The sequence below is a fragment of the Bacillus sp. ISL-57 genome, assembly GCF_018613135.1.
GTDB lineage: Bacteria > Bacillota > Bacilli > Bacillales > DSM-1321 > Peribacillus > Peribacillus frigoritolerans.
In genome coordinates, this window is record NZ_JAGGQV010000013.1 from 16,987 (window position 1) to 29,583 (window position 12,597).

Annotated in this window: 10 protein-coding genes; all 10 read right to left on the reverse strand. The window is 42.8% G+C overall.

All coding sequences use genetic code 11. From position 1 onward, the window contains the following. Window positions 1-4: 4 nt before the first annotated feature. Window positions 5-994: an aromatic acid exporter family protein gene (locus tag J7I90_RS18410; RefSeq protein WP_214773220.1), complete on the reverse strand. Its 990-nt coding sequence runs from the start codon at window positions 992-994 to the stop codon at window positions 5-7. A gap of 191 nt (window positions 995-1,185) precedes the next feature. Continuing rightward, window positions 1,186-1,908, reverse strand: a complete 723-nt coding sequence (locus J7I90_RS18415; RefSeq protein ID WP_214773222.1) for an amino acid ABC transporter ATP-binding protein — start codon at window positions 1,906-1,908, stop codon at window positions 1,186-1,188. Then, window positions 1,901-2,560: an amino acid ABC transporter permease gene (locus J7I90_RS18420; RefSeq protein WP_034311315.1), complete on the reverse strand. Its 660-nt coding sequence runs from the start codon at window positions 2,558-2,560 to the stop codon at window positions 1,901-1,903. The genes J7I90_RS18415 and J7I90_RS18420 overlap by 8 nt, the downstream gene beginning before the upstream one ends. A gap of 132 nt (window positions 2,561-2,692) precedes the next feature. Continuing rightward, window positions 2,693-3,496: a transporter substrate-binding domain-containing protein gene (locus tag J7I90_RS18425; RefSeq protein ID WP_214773313.1), complete on the reverse strand. Its 804-nt coding sequence runs from the start codon at window positions 3,494-3,496 to the stop codon at window positions 2,693-2,695. Window positions 3,497-4,113: 617 nt separating this feature from the next. Further along, window positions 4,114-4,551: a BrxA/BrxB family bacilliredoxin gene (locus J7I90_RS18430; RefSeq protein ID WP_034308239.1), complete on the reverse strand. Its 438-nt coding sequence runs from the start codon at window positions 4,549-4,551 to the stop codon at window positions 4,114-4,116. A 203-nt stretch (window positions 4,552-4,754) separates the two neighbouring features. Next, a complete protein-coding gene (gene meaB / locus J7I90_RS18435; RefSeq protein WP_214773223.1) occupies window positions 4,755-5,888 on the reverse strand; it encodes a methylmalonyl Co-A mutase-associated GTPase MeaB in 1,134 nt (377 codons plus the stop codon). Beyond that, the gene (gene scpA / locus J7I90_RS18440; protein WP_214773225.1) at window positions 5,888-8,080 is read right to left on the reverse strand and encodes a methylmalonyl-CoA mutase; all 2,193 of its coding nucleotides are present in this window, start codon (window positions 8,078-8,080) and stop codon (window positions 5,888-5,890) included. The genes meaB and scpA overlap by 1 nt, the downstream gene beginning before the upstream one ends. Window position 8,081: 1 nt before the next feature. Next, window positions 8,082-9,983: a methylmalonyl-CoA mutase family protein gene (locus J7I90_RS18445; RefSeq protein WP_214773227.1), complete on the reverse strand. Its 1,902-nt coding sequence runs from the start codon at window positions 9,981-9,983 to the stop codon at window positions 8,082-8,084. A 318-nt stretch (window positions 9,984-10,301) separates the two neighbouring features. After that, window positions 10,302-11,585: a dihydrolipoamide acetyltransferase family protein gene (locus J7I90_RS18450; RefSeq protein ID WP_214773228.1), complete on the reverse strand. Its 1,284-nt coding sequence runs from the start codon at window positions 11,583-11,585 to the stop codon at window positions 10,302-10,304. 26 nt (window positions 11,586-11,611) lie between these two features. Then, on the reverse strand, window positions 11,612-12,595 hold the full coding sequence (locus J7I90_RS18455) for an alpha-ketoacid dehydrogenase subunit beta (protein WP_034308251.1): 984 nt from the start codon (window positions 12,593-12,595) through the stop codon (window positions 11,612-11,614). Between the last annotated feature and the right edge of the window lie 2 nt (window positions 12,596-12,597).

Here is a 12,597-nt window from a genome sequence, read left to right on the forward strand (position 1 = left end):
TAGTTTAAGCCAAGTGCCTCTTTTTCATTCGGTTGCCGGTCTGCTTAGGTAATCCCTTGAAGGAATGCTTCAACAATAAATAGCGCTCCATTTCCTTCATGAGCTGCAGTAATGCAGCCCTGGATTCGAACTCTTCACGTGTTTGCGGCAGTGCCATTCCCCTAAAATGTATCTCCATTTCTTCAAGCTTCTTCAAATAAAGGATGGCCGTATTTTGTGGGTGGACGTTTTCTGCCAAATCTTCTATAAAATCAGCCACTATCCCGCTTTGCTTGACGACCAACGGAATATTCGTGACCAAGGGAAGAATTCGTTCAATAATTTCAAATTGCTTTTCACGCATTTTGAAATAATGGTAATACAGGTCTTCTTCCCTTAAGAAATGATTTTCCACGTCCCTGAAGGCAAGGCTCTTGGCTTGATTAAGAAGATTGGCTGTTTCGGTAATTTCCTTACCATCCCATGTGTGATCATTATCCCTCAAATAGCGGACAATTCCCATCAAGATCGCACTGAAGTTCGTTTCGATACTTTCCTGATAGGCCAGCAGTTTGTCATCGACACTGGGCATGTACAGATTCATGACAAGTGCCACTCCAACTCCAACTGCAATTAATATCGTTTCATTGATCAGCAGGGAAAAAGTAATGTTACCGGACCCGTATAGGTGCATGATGATGACGCTGCTCGTCACGATCCCCTCATTAATCTTCAAGGCAACTGTCGTTGGAATGAAAATCAAGAGAATCAACCCTATTATCAGCGGATGAAATGCGATGAACTGAAATAATAGGGATGCATAGGCCATTGCGATCAAACAAGCTAAAAACCGGTGCCAGGAGGCATACACCGACTTCTTTTTTGTAACTTGGATGCATAAGATCGCAATGATTCCCGCGGCAGAGAAATATTCGAGATTAAGCATTTGTGCAATAATAATTGCCAGGGTGGCCCCCAAAGCAGTTTTAATCGTCCTGTACCCGATTTTAAACATTGTTATGTATCACCTGGCTCTTTCTCTATCTATTATAATACTATCAGGAAATCAGATATTTTTACAGTCCTTTGCGAGTTAAATTTCCAATTTTTCTAAATACATGCACGCAAAAATACATTATAGGAAAAAAATAAAAAAGGTAACTAAATGTTACCTTTTTTTCACAATTATATACTATTTGCTTTAGCTTATAAAACTTTTTCCAAGAAGTCTTTTGCACGCTGGCTTTTCGGATTGGAAAAGAAATCTTCTGGAGCACTTTCCTCAACGAGCAGACCCCCGTCCAAGAATAGTACTCGATCGGCCACTTCTTTGGCGAATCCCATTTCATGCGTTACAATCAGCATGGTCATCCCCGTATGTGCCAGTGACTTCATAACCTCGAGCACTTCTTTTACCATCTCGGGATCAAGCGCCGAAGTCGGCTCATCGAAAAGCATTACTTCCGGGTTCATTGCCAATGCCCGTGCAATCGCGACCCTTTGTTTTTGTCCGCCTGACAGACGATTCGGATAAGTCGATTCTTTATCGGCCAAACCGACTTTAGCCAATAGCTCACGAGCTTGTTTTATAGCCTCGGACTTTGATAATTTTTTCACCTTCATAGGTGCATATATCAGATTCTCCAGTACGGTTTTGTGTGGAAATAGATGGAAATGCTGAAATACCATTCCGACATTTTCACGCACTTTCATGATATTGGTCTTTTTTTCAGTGATGATTTGATCTTTAAACCTGATTTGACCATCAGTTGGAGTTTCAAGCATATTGATGCAGCGTAAGAAAGTTGATTTTCCCGAACCGGATGGACCGATGATCGCTACCACTTCACCCTGTCCTATCTCGGTGCTGATTCCTTTTAAAACTTCGAGCTTACCATAATTTTTTTTGAGTCCATCAATTTTAATCACTGCGTCTCATTCTCCTTTCAATCACTTTGCCTAAGATGGTGAGAATCATGACCATCACATAATAAATGAGACCGGCAAATAAAATCGGCTCGAAGAATTTATATGTCTCACCGCCGACAATATAAGCACGGCGCATGATATCCCCTAATCCAATAATTGTGACAACGGCTGATTCCTTCGTTAAGGAAATCAATTCGTTAACAAGAGATGGCAGGATGTTCTTGATGGCCTGCGGAAGGATAATATTAAGCATCATCCCTGAGTAAGGAACCCCAAGTGCAAGTGCAGCTTCTCGTTGGCCTTTATCGACAGCTAAAATGCCTCCCCTGATAATTTCAGAGATATATGCCGCTGAATTTAGCCCAAATGCTAGAAATGCCGCTTGGAACGCTTCGATTTGAATTCCTAATATTTGTGGTGAACCAAAATAAATCAGCATTAATTGCAGCACCAAAGGGGTACCGCGAAAAATGGATGTATAAAAGTCAGCAATCCAATTCAATGGCTTGATTCTGCTGATTTTAAGTATAGATAATAATATTCCCAAAACAAATCCGATTACTGCCGCTACCGCTACAACCTTTAATGTAGTCGGTATTCCCTCCAGGATATATGGAAGGGAAGGCATAATCCTTTCAAATTCCAGATTCACTCCATTCATCCTCTCTTATGAAGGCCGTTATCTTTAGGGCCTTCCTCCTGCTTCATTTTATTAACAATAAAGCGCGGAAAAACGTTCAGAAGGCATACCAAATCTCTTCTGAACGCTTTTCATCTCTCTGCATTATTCAGTTTCACTGCCACCGAACCATTTTAATATTAATTTTTCCATTTCACCATTTTCCATCATTTTTTTCAACTCGGCATTGAATTCTTCAGTTAACTTGCTTCCTTTTTGGAAAGCGATTGCCGATCCGGCATCTTGTTCACCGGACTCAATCAAATGCCCCACCAATTCTTTATTATCTTTCAAGTAGCCTTTTGCCACAGTATCTTCCATGATCACGGCGTCAAAACGTCCTGTTGACATTTCTTGGACAACCTCCGGAATACGATTCCTTTTTTCAACTTTCATCCCGATATCTTGGGATTTATTCAAGTCATTTGCCAATGTCTCCTGAATGGATGCAAGCTGTACGCCTACCGTTTTCCCTTTTAAATCTTCAACAGTTTTGATTTTACTGTCCTTTGTCGTGATGATCATGTTTTTAGCTGTATAGTAAATATCACTGAAATCGACTGATTGCTCACGTTTTTCTGTTGGAGTCATTCCTGAGATAACGAAATCGACCGATTTATTTTCCAGGGCAGGCACAAGACTATTAAAGTCAATGTCCTTCACTTGGACCTCATAACCTAATTTTTTCCCGATTGCTTTAGCGATATCAATGTCAAATCCTTGGATTTCATCACTTTTAGATGTTTCAACAAATTCAAATGGTGGATAATCCGCAGATGTTCCCATTACCAGGACCTTCTTGTCTTCATTGTCAGCTGTGTTCTTATCTTCTTTCTCTGATGTTCCGCATGCCGCTAAAATACCTACTAATAAAATAGAAGTAAGCAACAATGCTAACTGCTTTTTCAACTTCATTATTATTCCTCCAAAATGATATTTTCAATTCTTTTGTTATTAAATTAGGTTAGTTAAATTTCTAATAACTAATATTCATACACTAATGTGTATTTTAACACACTCTAATAATTATTCAATAATGTAAATAATAGATTCATTTTTCAGAATATTATCATAATTACACATCTAGGCTTCGTGCTTTCTCACCAAAGGTAATATATCCGCTTCCATATATATCTTCTTTCCCAAAAGATCCTGACTTATGCAATTTCATGAATAAAAAAACCCATCGATTGGGCGGGTACAGATTGTAGACAAAATTCGAATAAAAGCCAGTTTTTATATAGTTTTTTTCTTAAAAAAGTGTTTCTATTGATTCCAGAAATCCGCTCCCGTTCCGCCGACTGTCTGCCAAGCTTCTCAGCGCAAGCGCCTGTTGGCTCTCGGCTAGCCAGTTATCCGGGATGCGTGTCATAATCTCCGCAATTCAATTATGGATTAAAGTAAAAACCACCTAAGAAATTCTAGTCTGTTCTAAGATCATGGTTCGGATGAGTCCATTCCGAATCACTTTTTGTCGACAAACTAAAACCCGCCGATTGGGCGGGTTTTTAGGTTATCGCTATGGATTAAACTTCTTCGCAATATTGATCGAAGTAGTCTTGTAATTTTTCTACTACAGACATCGGGTGGTGCCCTTCAATTTCATGGCGTTCTATCATGGTGATGATTTTTCCATCCTTCAGCAATGCAAATGATGGGGATGACGGCGGATATCCTTCGAAATAATCACGGGCTTTTTCCGTTGCCTCTTTATCTTGCCCAGCAAAAACGGTTACAAGCTGATCTGGGCGCTTATCATTATGGATTGCATGAGCAGCTGCAGGTCTAGCTATTCCACCAGCGCAGCCACAAACGGAGTTTACCATAACAAGTGTCGTTCCTTTTTGTGCAAATACTTCCTCTACTTCTTCGGGAGTGGTCAGTTCTGTATATCCAGCAGTCTTTATCTCATCGCGAGCCTGTTTGACTACGTCGTTCATTAAAAAATTAAAATCCATATTCATGGCATTTGCTCCTTCCAAGTTTTCTCTTCAATCCTATCATAACAATTGCCTCTTCGTGATTCAATAAATTTACCTATTAAAACCGCATATTCCGTTCCAAACATGTTTAAAACGAAAGGGGAGCGGGAATCATGTGTGTAACAACAAGACTTACAAAAGGATGGGGCAGGCGCGGGAGAAGATCCATGCCTGCCCCATCCCCTTTATTTTTCATTAGAATTAAATGTCTCGGCAAAAGATTGAAAGGCCTGCTTAACAGCAGCAGTAACCGTTTTATTCCCTGACATCACTTGGTTCTCAAGTATAGGAAGAAGATTCTTGACGGTTTCATTTTTATAAAACATCGTTTTAAGCTGGTGATCGATCAATGAATAAAGCCATTCCCTAGATTGCATTCTTCTCCGTTCTTGAAAAACACCCGATTCCTTGGTCATATGGGAAAATTCATTCAATACATCCCAAAGCTCAGGAATTCCTTTACCGGTTATGGCGGAACAAGTATATGCCTTTCCTGCCCAACCCTTTGTTGCTGGCTGAAGGAAGTGCAAGATTCTGCTGTATTCGGATTTCGTCCTAATCGCCAGGGGGAGGTTCTCTCCGTCGGCCTTATTGACAACAATTCCGTCCACAAGTTCCAGAATCCCTTTTTTCATCCCTTGCAATTCATCTCCGGCACCCGTTAGGACAAGAAGCATGAAGAAGTCGACCATACTTCGAACTACGGCTTCACTCTGACCGACCCCGACAGTTTCTATCAGTATCACATCAAATCCTGCCGCTTCACAAAGCAACATCGTTTCCCTCGTTTTGCGGTGAACCCCGCCCAGAGTTCCTTCGGATGGTGAGGGTCTTATGAAGGCATTGGGGTTTCTAGCCAGTTCCTCCATCCTTGTCTTATCGCCCAGTATACTTCCGCCATTGACCGAAGAGCTTGGGTCGACGGCTAGAACGGCAACCTTATGGCCCCTGTCACATAAGTAGGTTCCGAACGTCTCGATGAAGGTACTTTTCCCGGCACCAGGCACTCCGGAAATCCCGATGCGGATTGAGTTCCCTGTATGAGGAAGGATGGCCTGCAATAATTCCTGTGCATGATCCAAATGGTGGGATGCATTGCTTTCAACCAATGTAATTCCTTTGGCTAGCTTGGCCCTGTCCCCTTTTATAATTCCCTCTTTAAGTTCATGGACCGGTATGTTTACATTATGTTTTTTGACGAATTTGCTTTTTGAAGGTTTGTTTTGGCTGGCTGTTAATTCCACACCTGGCTTTAATGAAGTAGCAAAACCTTCCTGATTGTTAAGATCGACCCATTCCGGCTTCTTGTCTTCACTCATTATTGGGCCACTTCCTCATATCCGAGGCGATTGTATATTTCCTGAAGCACTTTCTTTGCTGCCTGCGGAATGACCGTCCCAGGTCCAAAAATGGCTGTAGCGCCATTTTCCATAAGATAATCATAATCCTGTGCAGGGATGACGCCGCCTACGATCACTATGATGTCCTCTCGTCCCAAGTTCTTCAGTTCCGTCATAAGCTGCGGCAACAATGTTTTATGGCCGGCAGCAAGGGAACTCATTCCGACTACATGCACATCATTTTCCACCGCCTGGATGGCGGTTTCTTTCGGTGTTTGGAATAATGGACCGATATCGACATCATAGCCTAAATCCGCAAACCCCGTTCCGACTACTTTAGCTCCGCGATCATGACCGTCCTGGCCCATTTTAGCCATTAACAAACGCGGTCTTCTTCCTTCATTTTCAAGGAATTCTTCCGTCATGCGGACGACTTCCTCAATTTCCGCTTCTTTTGAGTACGCCGAGCTGTATACGCCGCTGATAGAACGGATCGTTGCTTTGTGACGTCCAGCCACCTCTTCGATCGCATCGGAGATTTCACCTAATGAAGCCCGTACTCTTGCTGCTTGCACAGCCAGTTCAAGAAGGTTACCCTCGCCAGTTCTGGCAGCCATTGAAAGCGCTTGAAGAGCTTCATCCACCTTTGCCTGATCACGTTTCGCTTTCAAATCGCTCAGTCGCTTAAGCTGACTTTCGCGAACTGCTGTATTGTCAATCTCCAGTATTTCAATCGGATCTTCTTTTTTCAACCGATACTTATTGACGCCTACGATCGTTTCATCTTGAGAATCGATTTTAGCCTGACGCTTTGCAGCGGCTTCCTCGATCCTCATTTTTGGAAGGCCGGTTTCAATTGCCTTCGCCATTCCTCCCAGACCTTCGATTTCTTCTATGTGAGCCCAAGCCCGTTCGATCAATTCATTAGTGAGCGATTCTACATAGTAAGAACCCGCCCATGGATCGATTACTTTTGTGATCCCGGTTTCCTCCTGCAGATAGAGCTGTGTATTTCGTGCAATGCGTGCCGAGAAATCCGTTGGCAGGGCAATGGCCTCATCCAATGCGTTCGTATGGAGCGATTGTGTATGTCCAAGTGCAGCCGCATGCGCTTCAATGAGGGTCCTTGCGACATTGTTAAACGGATCCTGCTCGGAAAGGCTCCAGCCGGAGGTTTGGGAATGAGTCCTCAATGCCATCGCTTTATTATTTTTCGGTTCGAAATGTTTCATCAGTTTTGACCAAATGAAACGAGCCGCCCGCATTTTCGCCACTTCCATGAAATAGTTCATTCCTACAGCCCAGAAGAATGACAGGCGTGGTGCAAATTTATCGATATCAATGCCTGCTTTCATTCCGGTACGTGCATACTCAAGCCCATCCGCCAACGTATAGGCAAGTTCGATATCAGCCGGCGCCCCCGCTTCTTGCAGATGATAACCGGAGATGGAAATGGAATTGAACTTGGGCATATATCTGGAAGTATACTCAAAGATATCAGCTATGATTTTCATGGACATTTCAGGCGGGTAGATATACGTATTCCTAACCATGTATTCCTTTAAGATGTCATTTTGAATCGTGCCTGAAAGCTTATCCTGTGTTACGCCTTGTTCTTCGGCTGTCACGATATAAAACGCAAGGATCGGTAATACTGCACCGTTCATTGTCATAGATACGGACATCTGATCAAGCGGAATGCCGTCGAACAAGATCTTCATGTCAAGAATGGAATCAATGGCAACTCCCGCCTTCCCCACATCACCGACAACGCGCGGATGATCGGAGTCATAACCGCGGTGTGTAGCTAAATCAAAAGCAACTGAGAGCCCTTTTTGCCCCATCGCCAGATTACGTCTGTAAAACGCATTGGATTCCTCAGCAGTAGAAAAACCTGCATACTGCCGTACCGTCCAAGGCCGATTGACATACATCGAAGGATAGGGCCCCCTTGTAAAAGGAGCGATGCCTGGCACACTTTCCATATGCTCCAGGCCGCGAATATCTTCCTCAACATAAAGCGGTTTGATTTTTATTTGTTCATTGGTTTCAAACAGAAGATCCTCAATGTTTTTCCCAACGGCTTTTTCGACTTCCTTTTTCCAAGCTTCCACTGTACCTTTCATCTCGGACTTAGCAGGATTTATAGCAGAAAAATTCGGTTTTTTCATTTCAGTTCACCCCTAGCTTCTGCAATAATTCAAGTAAAATGGATATTGCATTCGTTTTAACATGGATAAAATCTTTGACCCCGGCTTCTCTTAGTGTAATCTCCAATTCTTCTTGCTGCTTCCCCGCAATATAAATGGTGATGTCAGGGAATTGCTTTTTAATTTCTTTAATGATGACTGGCGCTAATTCCGAATAGTCACCATCACTGCCGCAAAGACAATAGATTGGGAGTTTGGTCACAGCTACATAATCGATTGCTTCCTCAACGGCTTGACATCCCTTACTGCCGATTGTTTCGATACCACCTGCTGCCGCAAGACTTTGAACGAAATCAGCACGAGGTTTATAGGATTTGAGATTTTTCAAATTAATTAAACCGATAGTTAGAGCCGTTCCGCTTATTCCTTTAAACTTTTCACTGCGTAGTCTTATCTGTTCGAACTGACTGGATACCCGTTCCAATTCAAGTGGGGTAATGCCAATCGGCTTCGCAACTTTCATATATGACACATGTTTATCCTTTGTCGTGTTTTTAATCTTATCAGCGGGATTCGGATATACATTCGTTCCGATGATGCTTTCTTTTCTGAAAGCCGCATTTTGAACTCTTCCTTGGTAAACTTCAGCTATTTCTTTCTGAAGGATACCTTGTTTAATTAGCTCCAGAATCCCTCCAGCTGCATCGATTTCAAGGAATTTTGCCCAAGCCTTTTCAGCCAACTCATCCGTTAGTTGCTCAACATACCATGAACCGCCAGCAGGATCGACAACTGTTGTAATGTTTGTTTCTTCTTTTAAAATCAAGTGAGTATTACGGGCAATTCTTTCTGAAAACTCATCGGTTGCACCGGTTGCGTGTGTAAATGGATGAATTTGAAGATATTGAATGCCTCCAATGGCTGCTGCAAAAGCTTGGTTCGTGGTCCGAAGAATATTGACGTGCTGATCATATAGCGTTTCTGTCAACTCGGAGGTTACGGCATGTATCGTCATTTTAAAATGGTCCGATGCTGTATCGAAAGCTTCTGCAAGACCTGCCCAAAGCCTTCTGGCAGCCCTCAGTTTAGCGATGGACATGAAGTAATTTGAATCCACTGCAAACGAGAATACTATTTTTTCGGAAACCGCAGCAATAGAAAGACCTTGCTTTTGCCCTTCCAATAGATATTGGACGGCTGCCGATAATCCGTATGCTATTTCTTGTACGGAATTGGCTCCTCCATTATGGTAGACTGCCGTATTAATCAAAATTGTTTTTAAATCCCTGCCTACCTTCTGATAGTCCTGGATCGTCTTCAGCCAGTCTGCAAAATAGTTATCCGTATCATCTGGCAGCTGACCGCAAATGAGCCATTCTGCAATTGGATCTTCAGCAATGACGCCTGTCAATTGGGTATTTTGTGCTTCGGCAACAGCTTTGAATTGAGGGAATAATTCTTTTTGTTTCCCCTTAAGGTCAATGAAAACCGGTATTTCTTTTAATGATATTTCCTTAAACAAGGTTTCAGCCCTTGCTCCCTCGGAAAGCAATCGTGCAGGATACGCCACGACATTTTGACCGCGCTTGAATGCAGCCCTCATCTTTTCATTTGCTTCTTCAGCCGTGATACCGCTTACAGGTTGAACGACAAGCCAAGGTTTGTCATGATATCCCGTTGGGGACGTTCCTCGGGTGAAAGGGAAAAATCCTGGCAATTCAGCTACTTTTTCCGTTGATTCCGCCTTTTCTGTATAGAGTGGATATAAAGCGATGCCCTCATATGTATTCGTTTTAAGCTTTTCTACACTTTTCCCTTTTAAACTTGCTTCCGCAGCTTCTTTCCACTCTTCAAAAGAAGGCTTAGGAAAGGTTATGTTTTTTACATCTTTCAGTTCCATCTGTAATCGCTTTCTTATCCTCATACGCCCTTTTCCTTCATTGGGAGAACGAACGCTCAGTCAGTTTTGGATAAGAAAACCACCCTCCCGTCAATTTAATCTGGATTATACTAACATTCTACCATAATTTTCTTGAAATTTAAGACAATAGAAATTAGCAAACCTGTTATTAGGGAAACCACTAGCCTATTTTGCCTCTTTAAATCAAGTACAGTCCCTGACCTGTATTAGAACAGCTCTTAATAAAATAATAGCAAAAATAAAATTTTTGTCGATGTTTTTCTACGGAAAAGCGAAGTGCAAAAAAAAAGGAAGGACCTTCCGGCCTTCCTTTTCTTCATTTTAGTATATGGGAGTGTTGTCTTTGGAAATCTTTTCGATGATTTCTTTAACCCTCGCGAGGAATCGTCCGCATACCAGTCCGTCCAAAACACGATGATCAAGTGATAAACAGAGATTCACCATATCTCGTACTGCAATCATGTCATTAATGACCACAGGACGTTTTACAATCGTTTCAACCTGTAAAATGGCTGCCTGTGGATGATTGATGATTCCCATGGACTGGACAGAACCGAATGAGCCAGTGTTATTAACAGTGAACGTACCACCTTGCATATCCTCTGCTTTTAACTTACCTGACTTCACTTTTGATGCAAGTTCCTGTATTTCCCTTGCTATACCTTTGATTGATTTTTCATCTGCATTTTTAATGACCGGAACAAATAGGGCATCTTCAGTTGCAACGGCTATCGATATATTGATTTCTTTCTTTTGTACGATTTTTTCGCCGGCCCACATCGAATTCAGTTCTGGAAATTCCGTAAGGGCTTGAGCAACCGCTTTTACGAAAAAGGCAAAGTATGTTAAATTATAGCCTTCTTTTTGTTTAAAATCGGATTTTAGATTATCACGCAATTTCACCATATTGCTGGCGTCAACTTCCACCATCGTCCAAGCATGAGGAATTTCATGCTTACTTTTCAACATATTGGACGCAATTGCCTTACGGATGCCGGTTACCGGTATTTCCTTGTCACCAGCCGCAGTCGGCACGTTTGTTACTGGACTTGTTTGACGATTGACTTGAGGAGCGATCTCTTCAGGAGCCGCATCGGAAATTGCGGAAGGCTCATCCGCCTTAGGAAGATTCCCTGATTCAACAAGTTTCAGTAAATCTTTACGGGTGATCCGTCCCTCATTCCCCGTCCCTTTAACTTTTGACAGATCGATTCCATGCTCCTGGGAAAGTTTTAACACAGCTGGCGAATAGCGAGCTTTCCTTGATGGTTCTCCCGCTTGCTGCACATCTCTTGTAACAGGTGCCTCAACTTTTACCTCATTTTGAGAAACTTGCGCAGCATTTTCGTTATCCGTCTTTGCCGTTTCAACTTCTATCGAGCAGATGACTTCCCCGACTGCCAATGTTTGATTCTCATCCGCTTTCAATTCCTTGATGATGCCGGTGAAGGAAGAAGGAACCTCAGCATTTACTTTATCCGTCATCACTTCAGCTAGCGGGTCATATTTCGTGACATGATCACCAGGCTTCACAAGCCATTTACTGATGGTTCCCTCTGTGACACTTTCGCCTAGTTGGGGCATCTTCATTAATTCCATAGCCATAATTCGTTCCTCCTTCTTAACAGTCATTAATACTCGGCCAATTCCCTCATTGCCTTTTCCACTTTATCAGGATTCACCATGAATTGTTTTTCCATCGTAGGTGCATAAGGCATGGCAGGTACATCCGGGCCGGCCAATCGTTTTACAGGGGCATCCAAATCAAAAAGGCAATGCTCGGCAATTATGGCTGCGACCTCACTCATGATGCTTCCTTCTTTATTATCTTCCGTAACCAATAATACTTTCCCCGTTTTAGAAGCTGCTTCTATGATGGCATCCTTATCCAAAGGGTACACGGTACGCAAGTCAAGAACATGTGCAGAAATTCCATCTGCAGCTAATTTTTCTGCTGCCTGAAGGGCAAAATGCACACAAAGGCCATAGGAGATGACAGTAATGTCTTCCCCTTCCCTTTTCACATCCGCCTTACCGATTGGAAGTACATAATCTTCAGTAGGCACCTCACCCTTGATCAAGCGGTATGCGCGTTTATGTTCAAAGAAAAGCACTGGGTCTTCATCGCGAATGGCAGCTTTAAGCAAGCCCTTTACATCATACGGAGTGGAAGGCATCACAATTTTCAAGCCCGGCTGATTGGCAAAGATCGCTTCAACCGATTGCGAATGATAAAGAGCTCCATGAATTCCCCCTCCATATGGAGCACGGATTACCATAGGACAGCTCCAGTCATTATTGGAACGGTATCTGATTTTGGCTGCCTCTGAAACAATTTGGTTAATGGCAGGCATGATGAAATCAGCGAATTGCATCTCAGCTATCGGCCGAAGCCCATACATGGCGGCTCCAATTCCAACTCCTGCGATTGCAGATTCTGCGAGCGGGGTATCGATGACCCTGTCTTCACCGAATTGGTCATATAAACCATTAGTGGCTTTAAAGACCCCACCTTTTTTCCCTACATCCTCTCCCAATACGAATACACGGGAATCCCGTTCCATCTCTTCCCTCATTGCCATTGTCACGGCATCTATATAAGAAATCACTGGCATTC

Excerpts from the sequence above, each read along its gene's own strand:
- J7I90_RS18410 (WP_214773220.1), bottom strand. The coding sequence starts at position 994 with ATGTTTAAAATCGGGTACAGGACGATTAAAACTGCTTTGGGGGCCACC.
- J7I90_RS18430 (WP_034308239.1), bottom strand. The coding sequence starts at position 4,551 with ATGAATATGGATTTTAATTTTTTAATGAACGACGTAGTCAAACAGGCT.
- meaB (WP_214773223.1), bottom strand. The coding sequence starts at position 5,888 with ATGAGTGAAGACAAGAAGCCGGAATGGGTCGATCTTAACAATCAGGAA.
- scpA (WP_214773225.1), bottom strand. The coding sequence starts at position 8,080 with ATGAAAAAACCGAATTTTTCTGCTATAAATCCTGCTAAGTCCGAGATG.
- J7I90_RS18445 (WP_214773227.1), bottom strand. The coding sequence starts at position 9,983 with ATGAGGATAAGAAAGCGATTACAGATGGAACTGAAAGATGTAAAAAAC.
- J7I90_RS18450 (WP_214773228.1), bottom strand. The coding sequence starts at position 11,585 with ATGGCTATGGAATTAATGAAGATGCCCCAACTAGGCGAAAGTGTCACA.
- J7I90_RS18455 (WP_034308251.1), bottom strand. The coding sequence starts at position 12,595 with ATGCCAGTGATTTCTTATATAGATGCCGTGACAATGGCAATGAGGGAA.